Source organism: Coriobacteriaceae bacterium (assembly GCA_025992855.1).
Lineage (GTDB): Bacteria > Actinomycetota > Coriobacteriia > Coriobacteriales > Coriobacteriaceae > Collinsella.
Genome location: DAJPGB010000001.1, coordinates 787,725 through 806,603, shown reverse-complemented (window position 1 = coordinate 806,603; position 18,879 = coordinate 787,725). Strand labels below are relative to the sequence as shown.

Here is an 18,879-nt window from a genome sequence, read left to right as displayed (position 1 = left end):
ACTTATGCCTCCTTAATGGGTGCCAGCGCCTGAGCCAGATCGGCAGACGTCAGCGGTCGCAGGGACACCTCAAAGCTGAAGCTCTCAAAACGGGTGCGATAGGAATCGAGCACCTCGGAACCCCAAGAGTTCGAGCCAAGGCCGAGCAACTGGTCGTTGATGTTGACCGTGACCGTGTCGCCCGGAACAAGGTCGTAGACGTGCTTGGCGTTATCGATGGCCTCGCAGCTATAGGGCCATGCCGAGAACGAGAACGGGTTGGAAGCGGCGTCGCTCGGACGTGTCACGACCAGACCGTCACCGTGGCTAGAGCGCAGGGCAACCCAGCGGGTACCCTCGCGGTTGGCACAGTCCTGAGGCATAACGTAGGGCGTAAACATGTCGTCGACTGTGGTGCGGTAATGACCGACCGGGTTGGCGCGCAGCGAGTCCGGATAGTTCTCGCCCGGGCCGTGGCCATACCACTCGACGGCACGATCGCAACCGGGGACTTCGAAGGAGATGCCGATGCGCGGGATGATATCCGAGTAATCGCCATAGGGCTCGCCGGAAACCTTGAGGTCGACACGACCGCTCGGAAGCACGGTGTAGACGAGCTCGACGCGCATGCCGAACGCGCGGACGGGAGGAGCGATACGCTGGCTCACGGTCACGACGACCGCATTGCCATCCTGCTTCCAAGAAACCTTGCGGGTAGACGTCTGCATCACATCGATGAAGTTGTCCTTCCACAGTGAGTCATACTCCTGCGCATGGTTATCGACGAGCGGATGCCAAAAACCAACCTGGGGACCAGAGGCCATGACGTCGCGGCCGGATGCCTTCCACTCGCTCACGGTACCGTTGACCTTGCTGAAGGTCAGCTCACCGTTGAGGGAGTGAATGCGGATTTCCTGCTCGGTCTCCTCGACCGTAAGCTCAGGACGAGTGGGAGCCGCGATGGCTGGCGCCGGATGGTTGGCGACGGCAAACTGGCTTGCACCCAGTTGGAACATCGGCTCGCACCAGACGTGAGCGGCCATGGTGTAGGCGTGCACGGTCAGCAGGGTCTCGCCTACCGCGGCCTCGCGAATCACCAGCGGCAGCTGGACGGACTCGCCGGGGGCAACCGCACCGGGCATGAGCGTCTTGCGGCACACAACGTCGCCGTCCACCAGGGTCTCGGCCGACAGGCAGACATCCTCGAGGGTGGTAAACCAACGCTTGTTGGTGACGGTCAGCTCGCCTGCCTCGGCGTCATAAGCCATGCGAACCGGGCAGATGACCTGGCCATACTCAGTGAGGCCCGGACTCGGCTGCTGCCAGGGGAACACCATGCCATCGATGCAGAAGTTGCTGTTGTTGGGGTAATCGCCGTTGTCGCCACCATACATATCGTAGGCAACGCCGTCCTCGGTCACAGCAGCCAAACCGTGGTCGCACCATTCCCAGATAAACTGGCCTTGGATGCAATCCCAGCGATCGAAGACCTCCTGGTACTCGGACAGGCCTCCGGGGCCATTGCCCATGGAGTGACCGTACTCGCAGTTGATGCGCGGCTTGGGGAACGGATGCTCACCAAAGTCGTTCATCTGCGACACACGGGAGTACATGGTGGAAATGACGTCGACGGTATCGGCGTTGCGGTCCTCCTCGTAATGGACCGGGCGACCATCGAGCTCGTGAGCCTTGGCGTACATCGCGCGGATGTTGCAGCCATAGCCGCTCTCGTTGCCCATCGACCACATAATGATGCAGGCGTGGTTGCGCTCCTGCATCACCAGGCGCTCGATGCGGTCGACGTAGGCCGGCTCCCATGCCGGGTCGTCGGTGACCAGGGCGATATTGCCGATATTCTCGAAGCCGTGGCTCTCCATATCGGTCTCGGCGACCAGCATGATGCCATACTCGTCGCACAGCTCGTAAAAGCGCGGGTCGTTGGCGTAATGGGACGTGCGCACCGCGTTGATGTTGTGCTGCTTCATGAGCTCCAGGTCGCGGCGCATGCGATCGAGGCCCACGGCGCGGCCCTTGTGATCGTCGTGATCGTGGCGGTTGACGCCATGCATCTTAAAGTAAGTGCCGTTGAGGTAGATATGATTGCCCTCGACCGTCACCTCGGCAAGACCCTGGCGATGCGGGACGTACTCGCTGACCTGGTCACCGTCGTAGACCTCAAACGTAAGGTCATAGAGGAAGGGGTCCTCGGGATTCCAGAAGTGGGCATCGGTCACGCTGCACTCGGCATGGCCGTCGACGCACTCGCCCGTAGCCACCACGTTCTCGCCATCGCTGAGCGTAAACACGACGCGGGAAGCGCCCTCGGCCACCGTATCGAGCGTAATCAGAGCGGCATCGCCCTCGCGGTGCGTGCGGAACCTAAAGTCGACCAGGTGTGCGGCGGGACGCTGCATAAGGTACACATCGCGGAAGATGCCCGATGCCCACCACATGTCTTGGTCCTCGATATAGCTACCATCGCTGTACTGCAGAACCTTGACCGCAAACAGGTTGTCGCCCTCGACAAGCGCGTCGGTCACGTCGAACTCGGCAGACAGGCGCGAGCCCTTGGTCATGCCGATAAACTTGCCGTTGACGTACAGCTCGCCATAGCTCTCGATGCCGTCAAAGCGAATGATCTCGCGAGCGCCGGCAGGCACGGCGGGAAGATTGACGATGCGCTGGTACACGCCCGTGGGATCGTCAGAGGGAACGAACGGCTGATCCACCGGGAACGGGAAACCCTCGTCGGTGTAGGCAAGGTTGCCATAACCATCCACCTGCCACAGGTGCGGAACCTCCACGTGATCCCACTCGGGCTCGTACGTGGAAAGCTCCTCGTTAGAGACGGCAGCAGGCCCCTCAAAGAGGCGGAACTGCCACGAGCCGGACAGCTGGACAAACCCGCGCGACAGCTCGCGGCTGTACGTAGCGGCGAGATCGGCGGTCTCGTAACCCATGAAGTACGCATGGGGTGCCAGGCGGTTCCTGTGGGTGAGCGCTTGGTTTTCCCAATCGTTAATGGCGTCCATGGTGATGCTCCTTCGTCATCGTAGTGATTCTTGTGCAACCGGTTGTCCTTATCTTACGGTCGATGCAAAAAACTGTGCAACCGGTTGTCCGCTGAACGGTCGATTTGGTCGGGTTAACGGTGCAACCGGTTGTACAACCGGGACACTTATGTCACCCTGAGTATCGACACTCAGCGCAAGACATCGTTCTTAAGCTCGTAGGCAACCACCACGCCCGCTGATATCTCACCCACACGAGACGTATTCGATTGTGGCTTGGTTGCAAAACGACACCGGTCACCGGATACCATGAACGCTGTTCAGGCGCACTATAGTAAGCTGTATCCGCACCAACCCGTATCAGCGACAACATCGACCGCATTCTCCAGGAGACGCCATGACCCAACCAGTTCGCACCGCACCTACGCTTGCCGAGGTTGCCGCAGCTGCCGGCGTGTCGCGCTCCACGGCATCGCGCGCTCTCAACGATTCGCCCCGCATTAGCGAGGAAACCAAAAAGCGCGTCCGCGCGGCGGCCAAGGAAGTCAATTTTGTCCCCAACGCTCGTGGCCGAGCGCTCGCTGTCGGGCGCACGGAAATCATCGCCGTGCTCGTGACCGAGCCCCTAAGTGAACTCTTCAGCGACCCCACCTATAGCGAGTTTTTGAGCGGCATTACCGAGGAACTGTCGGAGTCGTCCTATCTGCCCGTTATCTTGCAGGCGTCTTCTACGCATGAGCGCAACCGCGCACGCGAGCACTTTGAGCGCCGCTCGTTCGACGTCGTGATCGACGTCTCCCCCTACAAGGGCAGCGAGCTGCTCGAGGTGCTGCGCGAGCTGGGCGTACCCACCGTGTTGTGCGGCCAGCTCGAGGGCCACCCCTATCGCGATGTGTTCTCGACAGTCTACTCTGACGACGAAGAGGGCGGACACTTTGCGGCACTCGCCATGAAGGAACGCGGGCGCAAAGATATCGTCGCCGTGTTGGGACCGCAAGACAACCCCGCTGTTGTCGACCGCCTGCGCGGCTACCGTGCCGTCTTGGGCGAAGACCTCCCAGACGCAAACGTTATCTATACCGGCTGGAACAACGGAGACGGCTATCAGGCCATGCACCAGATCCTCGCGCGCGAGATTGCTTTCGATGGCGTGCTCTGCGGATCGGACCGTATCGCGGCTGGCGTCATCACCGCGCTCAACGAGGCAGGCCTATCCGTTCCTGCGGACGTTTCTGTCGTCGGCTTCGACGATCACGAGATTGCGGCGCGCTGTGTCCCCGCGCTCACGACCGTCCGTCAGCCCCTGCGCGAAGAAGGCCACATGGCCGCCAACATTGCGCTCGACATGATCAAGGGTGCCGAGCCCACCACCTCCGTGATGCACATGCAGCTGATCCAGAGAGACTCGCTATAAGAAACTGGGACGCACTTTCCGCCTGACAGTTGTTGCGGAAAGCCTGTTCCGTTTTGAGCGCTCATTCTGGGTCACAGTTTCCGTTAGACAGCTCAACCGGAAAGTGCGTCCCGTTATTTGGCTGGAGTCTGGGTCGCAGTTTCCCAGAGGACCCCTTTGGGAAAGCGCGACCCATTCCGGACGCAGATTCCGGGACGCGCTTTCCGCGACGCCTGGTCATCCCATGCCCTCACGATCTCGGCGTATAAAAAACGAGGGAAGGCACGCGTCCTTCCCTCGTTGCAAGCAATATATAGCCGCTCGCCTACATCAGGCGCAGGCTGACGTCCTTGAGCTGGGCGCCGGAAACGGCACTCGGAGCACCCGACATAAGGTCGGAGCCGCTGGCCGTCTTGGGGAACGCCATGACGTCGCGGATGGAGTCGGAACCGGTGAGCAGCATGCACACGCGGTCCAGGCCCAGAGCAAAACCGCCCATCGGGGGCGCACCAAACTTGAGCGCCTCCATGAGGAAGCCAAACTGAGACTCGGCGCGCTCCTCGGTAAAGCCCAGGAGCTTGAGCATGGACATCTGCATCTCGGCGTTGTGGATACGCATACCGCCGCCGCCGGCCTCAAAGCCATCCATGACAAAGTCGTAGGTGCACGAGCCGGCTGCCAGGGGATCGGCCTCGATCTTGGCGATGTCGGTCTCGGTCGGCAGGGTGAAGGGCTGGTGCTCGGCAGCGTAAGCCTTGCGGTCCTCATCCCAGTGGAACAGCGGGAAGTTGACGACCCACAGGAAGTCGTGGCCCTCGCGCTTAATCTCGAGGGCGTTGGCCATGTGCGAGCGCATGCCGCCCAGGATCTCGTCAGAGAGCAGGCGCGGACCGGCGGCGAACATCACAAGGTCGCCGGGCTCGACGTCCATGCGCTCACGCAGAGCGGCCATCTCCTCGTCCGAGAAGAACTTGACGATGGGGCTGTTGATGGAGCCGTCCTCGCGGAAGGCGATCCAGGCCAGGCCCTTGGCGCCAAACGTGGAGGCCACGCCGGCGAGCTTATCGATCTTGGCACGTGCCCAGGCACCGGCGCCCTTGGCGTTGATGGCCTTGACGACGGAGCCCTCCTCGTTTGCGGCAGTCGCAAAGACCTTGAACTTGGAGTTGGCAAAGATGTCGGTCAGGTCGACCAGGTGCATGCCATAGCGGGTATCGGGCTTGTCGGAGCCATAGGTGTCCATGGCCTCCCAGTAGTTCATGCGACGCAGCGGCGTGGGCATCTCGACACCCATGCGGCCGAAGGCATCGGACAGGACTTCTTCGAGCGCGCTCATGACATCGTTCTGGTCCACGAAGGACATCTCGATATCGACCTGAGTGAACTCGGGCTGACGGTCGGCGCGCAGATCCTCGTCGCGGAAGCACTTGGCAACCTGGTAGTAGCGCTCGACGCCACCGACCATAAGCAGCTGCTTCAGAAGCTGCGGGGACTGCGGCAGGGCGTAGAAGTTGCCCGGCTGAATACGGCTGGGGACGATGAAGTCGCGGGCGCCCTCGGGCGTAGACTTGAACAGGGAGGGCGTCTCGACCTCCATGAACTCACGGTTGTGCAGCGCCTCGCGAATGGCAAAGGTGAAGTCGGAACGCAGCTTGAGGTTGGCCATCATCTCGGGACGGCGGAGGTCCAGATAGCGATAGCGCAGGCGGGTGTCCTCGCTGGTCTCGATGCCGTCCTCGATCTGGAACGGCGGGGTGACGGATGTGTTGAGCACCTCGGCGTGGTCGGTCAGGACCTCGATCTCGCCGGTCGCGAGCTTGGCGTTGGTGGTCTCCTCGCCACGGGCGCGCACGACGCCGTGGATCTTGATGGGCCACTCGGGACGCATGGTCTCGGCGATCTTAAAGGCGTCGCCGTCGGAGTGCTCGGGGTCGAAGGTGAGCTGCGTGATGCCCTCGCGGTCACGAAGGTCGCAGAAGATAAGGCCGCCGTGGTCGCGGCGACGACTCACCCAACCGGTGAGGGTGACCTCTTCGCCCACGTTCTCGCGGCGAAGCTCGCCGCAGGTACGGGTGTGCATGGAATGCTCGTCGATGGGACGGGTCTGGCTCATACCAGTGATCCTCCTTTATGGATCTGTGCCGCCCCGTGTCGTTCCGGGCGGCGTCGTACAGATTTGCCCAGCCTGCGTAAACCGCGCAGCCAGACATGACGTTCTATCTTATCGCACCTGTGTCGATGTGCCGCGGAAAAGTAGCTCCTGCCCAAAGACTTGACGGAGACGAAACAATTGCCGCACTGCGGCACCCGCCCGTACGCGTCACGTGCGACAATATGCCCCAATAAAACAGCACCCGGAAAGGCCCGTCATGACTGCACGCCTCATCGTTATGGATATCGACTCCACCCTCATCAACCAGGAGGTCATCGACCTGCTGGGCGAGGAGGCCGGCGTGGGCGAGGAGGTGGCGCGGATCACCGAGCGTGCCATGCGCGGCGAGCTGGATTTTAAGCAGGCACTTGAGGAGCGCGTGGGGCTGCTTGCGGGTTTGGACGAGAGCGTGTTCGAGCGCACCTTTGAGCGCGTAACGTTTACCCCCGGTGCGTTGGAGCTTGTGCGCTCGGCGCATAGCAAGGGCTGGAAGGTCGGCGTGGTGAGCGGTGGTTTCCACGAGGTCGCCGACAAGATCGTGGCTACCGCAGGCATCGATTTTTGCCTTGCCAACCGCCTGGAGGTCGTGGACGGTAAACTCACCGGCAAGCTGGCGGCCGACATCGTGACCAAGGAGTCCAAGCTCATCCAACTGCTGGATTGGGCAGTTGAGTGCGGTGTCGATATGGCCCACACCGTGGCGATTGGCGACGGAGCCAACGATATCCCCATGATTCAGGCCGCAGGCACCGGCATCGCGTTTTGCGCCAAGCCCAAGACGCGCGAAGCCGCTCCGTTTGCCATCGACGAGCGCAACCTCATGCTCGCTATGGACATTATCCTGCGCGACTAGTCAGTTTGCCTCACAACTTCATCAAATCTGACATATTAGATTTCCGAACAATTTTGCCATAATGTTCGGAAACAACCCTTCGCATGCTAAACTTTTAAGCGTCGAAGGGAACTTATATGGACAAACGTGATCTTGAGCAATTGCTAAGTGACGTGGCAGACGGAAGCGTTGCACCGGCCGATGCCCTCACGCGCATCCAGACGGCACCGACCGCCGATCTGGGCTTTGCACAGCTCGATCTTTCGCGCGGGGTGCGCCAGGGAGCCGGCGAGGTTGTCTACGGCGCCGGTAAAACCGCCGAGCAGATTGCCGCCATTATCGTGGCGCTGCGCGACGCAGGCCAGGAGCACGTCCTGGTCACGCGTCTCGATGCCGACAAGGCAGCGCGCACCGCTGAGCTTCTTGATGACAATATCGACCTGGGTTATGTCCCGGACGCCCAGCTCGCCCTCGTGGGCGGCATGCCCTCCCCCACCGGCAACGGACGCATCGTCGTGGCCTGCGCCGGCACGAGCGACCTGCCCGTCGCCGAAGAGGCCGCACTGACGGCCGAGTTCTACGGCAACGAAGTCGATCGTCTCTACGACGTGGGCGTCGCCGGTCTGCACCGCCTGCTCGCACATGCCGAGGAACTTGCCCAAGCCCAGGTGGTCATCGCCATCGCCGGCATGGAGGGCGCCCTGGCAAGCGTCATCGGCGGCCTGGTGAGCTGCCCGGTCATCGCCGTCCCCACGAGTGTGGGCTATGGCGCGAGCTTTGGCGGCGTGGCCGCGCTGCTCGCCATGCTCAACTCCTGCGCCAGCGGCGTTTCGGTCGTCAATATCGACAACGGATTTGGCGCCGCCTACCAGGCAAGTCTTATCAATCATCTGAGCGCCGGTACACCCTGCGCCCGCTAAGGAGCATTCCATGTCCAACCATCAGCACACGCTTATCATCGACGGCACCTCGGGCATCAGCGGCGACATGACCGTCGCGGCGCTACTCGATCTGGGCGCCAGCGAGGAGCACCTGCGCGAGCAGCTCGCCACGCTCCCGGTCGACGGCTTTGAGATTGCCGTGACGCGCGTGAGCAAGCACGGCATCGATGCTTGTGACTTCGATGTTCAGCTCGCCAGCGAACTTGAGAATCACGACCACGACATGGCCTGGCTCTATGGCAATGAAGCTACTGCCGAGCACACGCACGAGCACGCTCATCACCACCATCACGACCACGACGAACACGACGAGCACGAGCATCATCACGAGGACGAGCATGTCCACTGCCACGAGCACACGCATGAGCACGCCCACGACCACAACGGTCACCACCACGCCCATCACCACCGCTCCCTAGCCGACGTCACCGAGATTATCGACGACTCGCAGCTGAGCGATGGCGCCAAGCGTCGCGCGCTCGCCATCTTTACCGCGCTCGCCGCCGCCGAGGCCAAGGCCCACGGCAAAACGCCCGAGACCGTCATGTTCCACGAGGTAGGCGCCGTCGATTCCATCGTCGACGTCTGCTCAGTCGCCATCTGCCTCGACGACCTGGGCATCGAGGATATTGTGGTCGAGTCGCTCTCCGAGGGCCACGGCACCATCCGCTGCGCCCACGGCCTTATGCCCATCCCGGTGCCCGCCGTCGTCAACCTGTGCCAGGCAGGCAATATCGCCCTCACGCCCGCACCGGTCGCCGGCGAGCTCGTGACGCCCACGGGCGCCGCCATCGTCGCCGCACTGCTCACGTCCGAGCACCTGCCGGCCCGTTATCGCATCGAAGCCGTAGGCTACGGCGCGGGCAAGCGTCCCTACGAGGGCTGCTCGGGCACGCTCCGCTGCCTGCTCGTCCACGTGGACGCATAAGAATGGATGCTCGCAAAACCAAAAGCCGCGCCGCTATCGTCACGGCGTTTTCCGAGCTCCTTCGCGAGGAAGACTACGGCAAGATCACCGTCGGCGACATCATCGTGCGCGCCAACGTGGGCCGCGCGACGTTCTACGGCCTCTTTAAGAGCAAAGACGACCTACTCTCCGAGCTTGTAAGCGATATCTGCGCCCACGCCCTCGACGACAATGGCACGCCGTTCGACGACCCGCTCGTACAGATCGAGCACATCCTCAACAACCTCTGGGAACGCCGTCAGGGTGTACGCGCCCTCGTAGCCGGCGCCGGCTCACGCGTCTTCGCCGACTGCCTCCGCAAGACCATCATGTCACGAGCAGCCGAAACCGTCCCTACCGACCCAAACGGCCCCGCCGCCACCATGGACCGAAGCTTCCTACTACACCACATAGCCTCAAGCTTCGTAGGAATGGTCCAATGGTGGGCCTGGCACAACTTCCAAGCAGATAAGGCCGACGTAGCCAAAGACTACCTATCAGCCATAAAACCCCTTTTCAACTAAGTAAGAAACTCATCCCAAAGCATCGCCCCAACCCAGGCCGCCACGCATCCCAAAGTGTCACTCGCACCTCAAAGCGCCTAACAACAAAGTGCCCACCACATCCAAATTCAGATATATATGTTGGTTGCTTGTTCGAACGCAACTGGATTCCCGCAGGGTCCGGCATAGGTTAACTTTCCGCCGCACTCCGCAGGACGCAAGAAGCTCCCGCCGCACGAAGTGCGCAGCGGGAGCTTCTTGCATGTCCGAGGACGCGGCGGAAAGTTAACCTATGCCGGACCCGGGCGTTATATCAATTGTTTTGGACTAGAACATGCCCAAGAAACCGTGCACAAACAGCGCGGCCAGAGCGGCACCGATAAACGGAGCGATGCCAGGAACGAGCAGGCCGTACTTCCAGTTGTTGTCAGCCTTGTTCTTGATCGGCAGCACCTGATAGGCCATGCGAGGACCAAGGTCACGAGCCTGGTTCATGGCGAAGCCGGTGATGCCGCCCATGCCCATGCCAACAGCCCAAACGATCAGACCGACGCAGATAGCGAGCATCAGAACGTTCTCGCCAGCGCGGCTAGCGGCAGCAAGGATAGCGCTAATAAACACAAAGGTGCAGATAGCCTCGCAGAAGAAGTTGCGGGCATAGTTCGTGCCCTCGGTGGTGGGGTTGGTCGAGAAGATGTTGCGCTGGGCAATGGGGTCGACGACGCCCTCGGAAGCCTTGAACTCATCGGCATACATAAGCCAAGCGATTACGGCGCCCACAAAACCGCCGAGCATATCGGCAATCATGAAGGGGATGCAGCTGCTCCACGGCACCAGGCCTACGATGCACTGGGCAAGCACCATAGCCGGGTTCATGCACACGGCGCCGCCAAAGACAAACAGGCAGACCGAGATGCCAAAAGACCAAGTGGTGATGGCAAACATATGGCCGGAGCCCTGATACTTGGTGCCCTTGAGCACGGTATCGCAGTGCACGCCCACGCCAAAGATAATCATGAGGGCCGTTGCGCCGAATTCGCAGAGGAGTTTGGTAAGCATAAAACCTTATCTTTCTTTTCGGTTATAAACGATTCGTTTAGGCCGCGCACTAGTGCTGCGCGACGACAACGCCCAGGCCATCGGGAATGACGGCCACCTTGGCATCGGCACCTTTCATCTCAAAGGCGAGCTTGAGCGCCTCATCGAGGGTGTTGACCGGCGTCATGTGCATATCCTTAATCATCTGGTGATCGCACAGGTCGGTAACCATAATCACCGGGTGATGTGCCAGGATGCGGGCGAAAATCTGGCTCGTCCACTGATCGGGCAGGGTCTCGTCCTTGGGACGATCGATACAGGCACGCTCAAACTCCGCCGGATCGTTGTCGGCGATGTTGTGATAGAAGCCCTCGCCACCGTGACCGTCGGCACAACCGGCAACGTCGATAATCACACCGCCCTCGGGAAGCGTGGCCTCGGCAGAGCACATGCCCTTCACGGCCTGGTAGATGTTCTGGTCGAGCGGGTAGCCGCCGTTGGTGGTGATGGCAATCTCGCACTCGACGGGCTCAACGCCGGCAAGGCTCTTCACGAACTCGCAGCCAGCCTCGTGTGCCTTGTGGATGTCACCGGCGAAGGAGCCGATGACCTCATGCTTGCCGTTGAGAACCACGTTCAGCACAAAGGCAAGGTGAGCCATCTCGGCAGCGGCAAACATGTCCTCGCTCACGTGGTTGTGGCACAGGTTGCCGGCGCGCGAATGAGAATCGTTCACAAACTGACCGTTGTGGTTGTACATGATGGTCTTGTAGCTGGCGATGCCGGGCAGGACGGACTTGCGGCTACCAGAAAAACCGGCAAAGAAGTGCGGCTCAATGAAGCCCTCGGCAAGCAGCAGATCGCAATCGGCGGCAATCTTGTTGATGATGCACTCGCCACCAGAAGGCAGGGTGCCGATCTTCTTCATCATGCTGTCGTCAGTCGCGACATGCATAACGATTTCCTCGTTGGCAACGATTTCCTCACCGTACTTGTTGACGAGTTCCTCGTGCGTCGACGGACGATGCATACCCGTAGCAACCAGAATGCGAACGCGAGCCTCGGGCGCAGCGGAATGGATGTGATGCAGCAGAATAGGCATCGTCACACGCGAGGGAACGGGGCGCGTATGGTCGGAGCTAATGATGACGATATCCTTCTTGCCAGTACAAAGTTCCTCGAGTGAAGGCGAGCCATAAGGGTTGGCAAGCGACTCCTCTACCAGCTCTTCCTGCGATTTCGTGGTCTTAAACTCGTTTTGATGACCCTCCATCACACCTGCGAAGTTCTTGTCCTCAAGCTCCAGATGCAGCGTCTTGTGGTCAAACGGCAATTCACATTCAAACAACGACGAGCGCCCTCTTCCTTTCATCTAACACACTAGATAAACCGTTGGAAGGATACGCCGCTTACCGACAACAACCAACCACCCACCAACCCATTAACAAAACGTTCACATTTAAGTGATATAAAAACGGCCGCGATTCCAGAGGAACCACGACCACCAACAAAGGCGCGAGGCGCGATAGCGCCACAAACGCCAATGCATCTCCAACTCAGTCGAAAAGGCGCTAGGCGCAAAGCGCCGCACGCGCCGCCGGGACAGACCCCCATCCAAAACGCGCGAAGCGCACCATTCTTCCCTCAGCCCGTAATCCGCAGAAGACCGAACATCGTAGGGCCCGCCATAGGTTTACTTTTAGGCACACTCCGCAGGACGCAAGAAGCCCTCGCCGCACGAAGTGCGCAGCGAGGGCTTCTTGCATGTCCGAGGACGTGCCTAAAAGTAAACCTATGGCGGGCCCGGACGACTCCAGGGCTATCTATTACCCCGTGTTTTGTAGACCTGCCGAGACGCCGGTCACAGTCGAAAGAATCAGGCTCATGTACTCGGCCTTCTTCTCCTCGGCCATCTCGTCCTGGTTCATACGCACCTCGCGAAGGGCGCGGACCTGGGCGATGGACAGGGCGTCGACGTAGGGGTTACGTACGCGAACGGCGCAGCCGAGCACGCGGCGGCGCTGCAGCGGCCACTCGTCACCGACGATGGCAAGGACCCACTTACGCGTGAGCTGCATCTCGGTGAAGACCTTCTCGGACAGATCCTGGCGATCGCCCAGGTGCAGATACATCTTGGCGATGCGCTGGTCGGTCTTGGCGATCGACATCTCGATGTTGTCGATAAAGGTGCGGAAGAACGGCCACTCCTGGTAGGCAGCCTTAAGCTGGTCAAGGTCGCCCAGCTGCTCGCAAGCGGTGCCCAGGCCGTACCAAGCGGCCAGGTTAATGCGCGCCTGGCTCCAGCTGAAGATCCACGGAATGGTACGCAGGTCGTCGAGCGACTTGGCGCCCAAGCCGCGCTTGGCGGGACGCGAGCCAATCGGCAGCAGACCGACCTCGGTCAGCGGCGTCACGGTCGAGAACCACGGTGTAAAGTCCTCGGTGTTCAGCAGGTCCAGATAGCGCTCGTGGCTTGCGGCGTTGAGCTTCTCGGCCATATCCCAGAACTTCCGCGTGGTCTCGGTGTTGGTCTTCTCGACACTCGGAGCCGACTGCAAAAGCGTTGCGGCGGCAACGGACTCAACATGGCGCTGAGCCAGCGTGCGGTTGCCGTAGCGGGCAAAGATGACCTCGCCCTGCTCGGTGAGCTTAAAGAAGCAATTGACCGAACCCTTGGGCTGCGCCAGCACGGCCTTGTTGGCCGGGCCGCCGCCACGGCCCACGGCACCGCCGCGACCGTGCATGAGCACCAGGTCGATATCGTTCTTCTCTGCCCACTTGGCGATGCGCTCCTGCGCGGAGTGCAGCGCAAGCATGGCCGTGGTAGGACCGGCATCCTTGGAGGAGTCGGAATAGCCCAGCATGACCTCCATGCGGCGGTTGGTCTGGGCAAGGCGCTTTTGCACCACGGGCAGCGTAAGCATCTGGTCGAGCACGTCGACGCAGCCCTCGAGGTCCTCGAGCTGCTCGAACAGCGGGATCACGTCGAGCTCGGGGACATCCTCCTCGTGTGCAAAGGACAGGTGTGCCAGCTCAAAGACGTCGGCCACATGCTGGGCGCTCTTGGTGAACGAGATGATGTAGCGGTGCGCCATCTTCTTGCCGTAGCGCTTTTGGATGGAGCCGATAGCGCGGAAGGTATCGATGACCTCGCGCGTCATGGGCTGCAGGTCGCCATGGATACCGTTCTCGTGGATATCCTTAAGGGCGCGGGCGTGCACCACGGAGTGCTGACGGAACTCCATCTCGACCATGTGGAAGCCGAAGGACTCGACCTGCCAGATGATGGTCTGGACCGGGCCGTAGGCGGCACGGACGGCACCGCAGGCGGCCAGCGAGCGCTGGACGACGCGCAGGTCATCCAGGAACTCATCGGCGCTGTGGTACATGGTGTCGGTGATACGACGCACGGTGGCGTTCAGACGATCGGCCATGACGAGCATGACGGCGCGATGCGGCTCGTGCTCGGAGATCAGTTCGGCACGTGCGGTGTACTGGGTGCTCATCTCGACCTGATGGTTCCACAGGTTGATGAGCTCGGCAGACGGCTTGCTGTAGGTGGCCTCGAGCGTGAGGTTGCGGCCGATGCGGCGGCACTTGTCCTCGAGCTTGAGCACCATATGGGTGAAATACTTGGCGGCGACTTCGCGGCTCACCTTTGCGGTGACGTTGGGGTTACCGTCGCGGTCGGAGCCGATCCAGCTGCCGGGATGGAAGAATGCCGGGCACAGCGGCGGCACGGTACCGGCCTTGTCGCCCAGCACCCAGTCGTCAAAACGACGATAGATGACGGGGATAACGTCGAACAGCGTGTTATCGAAGATGTCGATGATGGTATCGGCTTCCTCGACCGGCGTGGGCTTCTTCAACGCGATGGGGCTCGTGCGTACCAGGGCGTCGATCTCCTGCAGCATATGGCGCTCGTTCTCCACCAGGTCGGAGCCGCCCAGACGCGGACGTTCCTCCAGCAGGTTGGAGATACGGCGAATCTTGCCCTCGACGGCCTTGCGACGGGCCTCGGTGGGATGTGCGGTAAAGACAGGGTGGAACTCAAGCTTGCCGAGCAGCTCGTTGGCACCCTCGACACCCATCTCGTTTACCAACTGGTGATAGGCGACGGTGAGTTCGTTGGCGGGATCGACCTCGGTATCGGTCGACGCACCGGCCTCGCGCTCGCGCAGCTGCGCCACACGGTAGTTCTCCTCCGACAGGTTAGCCAGATGGAAGAAGCTCGTAAAGGCGCGGACAATGACCTGCTGCTTATCGAGCGGCAGGCTGTCGATCAGATCAACGACTTCACGAAACGCCACGGCGGTGGGCTCGTCGGCAGTGGGCACGCCCTGCTCGTCGACGGACTCGTCGGCAGCGCGGGTGCCGGGGTTTCCGGCGTTGGCCACAATCTCGGCTGTCAAAATCTTGTCGAACAGGTCCGCGATCTCGGGATCATACTCGCTAAGCACACGGCGCTCCAGGCGCAAGAACAGCGCCAGATTGTCGCGCAGCTCCTCGGGGATCTCGATCTCGGCGAGACGCTCCTTGGATTCGGCATTCGAGCCGATTCGGTTAACGAGGCGGTTGACCACGGCAGCGACACGCGCCGCGGCTTCGGGTACAGACTGGTTGCTTAGGTTCTCAGCCACGTTTCCTCCCATTCCTCCTTCTATGCACGTAACATGCGGTATTTATTATAGGCACTCGGCAAAAACTTTCGAAGCTGATTGCGCTTTACCACACAAAAGTATTTTCTGCATTGCAAGGCTTTTTGCCCCAAATGGTCGTATTTCTCGGTGGACGGCATATGCAAACGGGGGCATTCCGCATAAATGCGAAACGCCCCCGTAACAATCGCTCTCCATGAGCAGGGCACGTTAGCAGGCCCGCAGCTCAAAAAGATACGCTACAGGCGCTCGCGAACCGCCTCGACAACGTTGGCCAAATCGACCAGTACCTCGTCGTGGCTCTGCATGTCGCGCACCTTGACCTTGCCGGCGGCAAGCTCGTCGCCACCCAGGACTAGGATGAGCTTAGCGCCCACCTTGTCGGCCTGCTTAAACTGGGCCTTAAGGGAACGGCCCTGATAGTCGGCCTCGGTCACAATCCCTGCGGCGCGAAGCTGCTGCGTAATGGTAAAGACGTTCTGACGCAGCTCCTTGCCGGCGTTGGCGACGTAGACGCACGGGACCTCCTCGGCACCCAGGTCGCTGCCAAAGGCCTGCAGGGCCAGCAGGGCGCGCTCAAAGCCGACGGCAAAGCCGACGCCTGCCGTGGGCTTGCCGCCCTCGAGCTCGACCAAGCCGTCATAGCGACCGCCACCACCGATGGAGCCGACACCGGCGCCGGGAGCCTCGACCTCAAAGACAGTACGGGTGTAGTAGTCCAGGCCACGCACCAAGGTGGGATCCTCGACATACTCGATACCCGCCGCATCCAAATAGCGCTTGACCCGCTCGTAGTGCTCGCGGCACTCGTCGCACAGGTTGTCGCCCATCAGCGGTGCGTCGGACATGATCTCGCGGCAATGGTCGTTCTTGCAGTCGAAGGCGCGCAGCGGGTTGAGCTCGGCGCGCTCGCGGCACTCGTCGCACATCTCGTCGGCGTGATCGAGGATAAACTGCTTGACCTGCTCGCGATATGCCGGACGGCACTGCGCATCGCCCATCGAGTTAATAAGCAGACGGAGCTTGGAAAGATCGAAGCCCAGGCGCTTGTAGAACTCCATGAGCATGATGATGCACTCGGCGTCGGCAGCCGGATCGGGAGCGCCGAGCCACTCGATGCCCACCTGGTGGAACTGGCGCAGGCGACCCTTCTGAGGACGCTCGCCGCGGAACATGGCCTCGGCGTAATAGGCCTTAAACGGCGTGGAGCCCTGGGGCACCAGGTTGTTCTCCACGACGGCGCGCACCACACCGGCTGTGCCCTCGGGACGAAGGGCCAGGCGCTGCTTGGGCTTGAGCTTGGTGTCGGTACCCTCGGTAAAGACGCGCTCCAGGTTGGCGCCGCTAAACACGCGGAACATCTCCTTGCGCACGACGTCGGTCGACTGGCCGATACCGTGGACAAACACGTCCACCTGCTCGATGGCGGGCGTCTCGATGGGCTTAAAGCCAAACGGCTCGAACACGCCGGCCGCAATCTGCTGCATCTTTTGCCAGGCGCGCATCTCGGCGCCGATAAGGTCGCGGGTTCCCTCCGCCTTCTGTGCCTGCATGGGCAAACACCTTTCTTTTGTATCGCGTCATAGGTAGTGGTCATTATACGGCACAAAAACAAAGCGCGGCGGCGCGTCTGACCGAACGAGGGTATGGGGGCTCGTTCGGCCAGACGCGCCGCCGCTGTTTATGATGCGCTTTCCTCCGTCCCCTTCGGATCACGTGATCTGTTGGGGACGGAGGAAAACGGATCATTTCGTAGGCCCGTGGCCGACTTGGAAACCGAATGATGGTACGAGCATCCATTCGGCTTCCAAGGCAGCCACGGACAGAACGGGGCGAACAGAAAAGAGCGACGGAGTCTACTCCCCCGCCACGCTCGCGCGCAGCTTGGCGGCGATGGGCTCGGATGCCAGCAGAAACACGAGCATGACCACAGAGCACGCCAGGCACACAATCCAGGCGCTCGCAAAGGAGCCCGTGGCATCGAACAGCACACCCGAGACGATGGCGCCGGTAGTGCCCAAGATTGCCTTGAAAGACAAGGGCATAGGCCTTATGGCCATGCCCGCAGGCTTGAAAGGCAAGATTGGGTGCTACCGGTGGTCGGCGATATAGCCCAAAGCGACCGCCGTGTAAGCCGCGGCGCCAAGTGGCAGCTCGGCATCGCTAAAACGTGCCTTGGGATGATGCTGAGCAAAATGCTCGTCCGCATCAGTCACGGCAGCGCCCACGGTAAAGTACGCGCTCGGGATCTCGCTCGAGATCAGCGCGAAATCCTCGCTCGCCATGGCGTGGAACAGCGGCAGGAAGGCGGCCTTGGGCAGCACCGCGCCCACGTAGCCAAGCGACGCCTGGGTCATGTCGTCATCGAGTACGAGCGGGGGAACATCCGAGAGCGTCTCGATAGTCGCCGGCGTGCGATAGGTCGTGGCAACACCTTTGACGACCTCCGCGATGCGGGTCTTGAGGTGCTCCATGAGCTCGACGTCGAAGCCGCGCAGCGTACCTTCGAGCACGCAGGTATCTGGAATGACGTTGGCCGCTTGGCCGCCGGCGAACTTACCCACAGTAAGCGCGACCTCCTTGGCCGCCGGCACCTCGCGGGAGATGAGCTCCTGAAGTGCCAGATGCACGTGCACACCCGCCGTAATGGGGTCGATGCAGATCTCGGGGCTCGAGCCATGACCGCCCTTGCCCTGCAGCGTGACGCGGAAACCGTACACGCCCGAGAGCGCCGGACTGCCGTAAAGCACCAGGCCAAGCGGCGACTGGCTATTGACATGCATGGCAAAGGCGACCTGAGGACGCGGGTTCTGTAGCAGACCGTCGGCGATGGCGGCGCGGGCACCCTCAAAGGTTTCCTCGCCCGGCTGGAACAGCAACTTAACCGTGGCGTTGGCATCAACAAGCTCTGCCTCGCGCGCTTTGAGCATACGAGCCGCACCAAGCAGCGCCGTCGCGTGCATATCGTGACCGCAAGCGTGCATGCAGCCGTTGGTGGATGCAAAGGGCTCGCCGGATTCCTCGGCAACGGGCAAGGCATCCATGTCGCCACGCAGCATGATGACCGTACCGGCCTGTTCGTCCGTGCAGACGCCATTGCCCTGGGCCGCGGCGGCACCGGCGCCGACAAGGCCCACAACGCAGGAACCATCAACGAGCGTGGCAAATGGGATGTCCATCTCGGTCAGGCGCGCTTGGATATACGCAGAGGTCTGTGGGAGGCTATTACCCAGCTCGGGCATCTGGTGGAGATCGTGTCGCCACGCAGCGAGCTCGTCTGCAAAAGCCTGAGCTTCTGCAACAAGACCGTCACCGATAGCGGTCTGCGCCGCTGCGGTGGCCTTGGGCGCTGATTGCGGTTGAAGATCGGACAAAGCTGGTGCCATAGATGCCCTCCAGTATCGTTTTTGCAGCAAGCACTTTGAT

At 61.2% G+C, this 18,879-nt stretch carries 13 protein-coding genes; 5 read left to right on the top strand and 8 right to left on the bottom strand.

Annotation, left to right across the window (positions count from 1 at the left end; genetic code table 11):
- Nucleotides 1-2: 2 nt before the first annotated feature.
- The gene (locus tag OIL88_03350; GenBank protein ID HJI71406.1) at nucleotides 3-3,011 is read right to left on the bottom strand and encodes a DUF4981 domain-containing protein; all 3,009 of its coding nucleotides are present in this window, start codon (nucleotides 3,009-3,011) and stop codon (nucleotides 3-5) included.
- A gap of 376 nt (nucleotides 3,012-3,387) precedes the next feature.
- On the opposite strand from OIL88_03350, the gene OIL88_03345 reads away from it, so the two are divergent.
- Nucleotides 3,388-4,404, top strand: coding sequence for a LacI family transcriptional regulator (locus tag OIL88_03345; GenBank protein HJI71405.1), 1,017 nt, complete (start codon nucleotides 3,388-3,390; stop codon nucleotides 4,402-4,404).
- A gap of 304 nt (nucleotides 4,405-4,708) precedes the next feature.
- Here the strand turns inward: OIL88_03345 and aspS are convergent, their stop codons facing one another.
- Nucleotides 4,709-6,496: an aspartate--tRNA ligase gene (gene aspS, locus OIL88_03340; protein HJI71404.1), complete on the bottom strand. Its 1,788-nt coding sequence runs from the start codon at nucleotides 6,494-6,496 to the stop codon at nucleotides 4,709-4,711.
- A 256-nt stretch (nucleotides 6,497-6,752) separates the two neighbouring features.
- Between aspS and serB the strand changes: the two genes are divergently transcribed.
- The 4 genes from serB (at nucleotide 6,753) to OIL88_03320 (ending at nucleotide 9,778) form a co-directional block, all read left to right on the top strand.
- Nucleotides 6,753-7,388: a phosphoserine phosphatase SerB gene (serB, locus tag OIL88_03335; GenBank protein HJI71403.1), complete on the top strand. Its 636-nt coding sequence runs from the start codon at nucleotides 6,753-6,755 to the stop codon at nucleotides 7,386-7,388.
- A 116-nt stretch (nucleotides 7,389-7,504) separates the two neighbouring features.
- Nucleotides 7,505-8,287 carry a nickel pincer cofactor biosynthesis protein LarB gene (gene larB, locus OIL88_03330; protein HJI71402.1) on the top strand — a complete coding sequence of 261 codons (783 nt, stop codon included), beginning with the start codon at nucleotides 7,505-7,507 and terminating at the stop codon, nucleotides 8,285-8,287.
- A gap of 10 nt (nucleotides 8,288-8,297) precedes the next feature.
- Nucleotides 8,298-9,236 carry a LarC family nickel insertion protein gene (locus tag OIL88_03325; protein ID HJI71401.1) on the top strand — a complete coding sequence of 313 codons (939 nt, stop codon included), beginning with the start codon at nucleotides 8,298-8,300 and terminating at the stop codon, nucleotides 9,234-9,236.
- Nucleotides 9,237-9,238: 2 nt separating this feature from the next.
- Nucleotides 9,239-9,778, top strand: coding sequence for a TetR/AcrR family transcriptional regulator (locus tag OIL88_03320; GenBank protein HJI71400.1), 540 nt, complete (start codon nucleotides 9,239-9,241; stop codon nucleotides 9,776-9,778).
- A 306-nt stretch (nucleotides 9,779-10,084) separates the two neighbouring features.
- Here OIL88_03320 and OIL88_03315 read toward each other — a convergent pair whose 3' ends face one another.
- The 6 genes from OIL88_03315 to OIL88_03290 all read right to left on the bottom strand — a co-directional run bounded on the left by OIL88_03315 (nucleotide 10,085) and on the right by OIL88_03290 (nucleotide 18,839).
- Nucleotides 10,085-10,816: an aquaporin family protein gene (locus tag OIL88_03315; protein ID HJI71399.1), complete on the bottom strand. Its 732-nt coding sequence runs from the start codon at nucleotides 10,814-10,816 to the stop codon at nucleotides 10,085-10,087.
- Nucleotides 10,817-10,865: 49 nt separating this feature from the next.
- Entirely contained in the window at nucleotides 10,866-12,143 is a 1,278-nt protein-coding gene (larA, locus tag OIL88_03310) for a nickel-dependent lactate racemase (protein HJI71398.1), read from the bottom strand.
- Between the two features lie 478 nt (nucleotides 12,144-12,621).
- Entirely contained in the window at nucleotides 12,622-15,354 is a 2,733-nt protein-coding gene (locus OIL88_03305; GenBank protein ID HJI71397.1) for a phosphoenolpyruvate carboxylase, read from the bottom strand.
- Nucleotides 15,355-15,692: 338 nt separating this feature from the next.
- Nucleotides 15,693-17,006: a histidine--tRNA ligase gene (gene hisS, locus OIL88_03300; protein ID HJI71396.1), complete on the bottom strand. Its 1,314-nt coding sequence runs from the start codon at nucleotides 17,004-17,006 to the stop codon at nucleotides 15,693-15,695.
- Nucleotides 17,007-17,309: 303 nt separating this feature from the next.
- Complete coding sequence (locus OIL88_03295; GenBank protein ID HJI71395.1) at nucleotides 17,310-17,492, bottom strand: hypothetical protein; 183 nt, start codon at nucleotides 17,490-17,492, stop codon at nucleotides 17,310-17,312.
- 51 nt (nucleotides 17,493-17,543) lie between these two features.
- Nucleotides 17,544-18,839, bottom strand: a complete 1,296-nt coding sequence (locus OIL88_03290) for a M20 family metallopeptidase (protein HJI71394.1) — start codon at nucleotides 18,837-18,839, stop codon at nucleotides 17,544-17,546.
- Nucleotides 18,840-18,879: the final 40 nt, after the last annotated feature.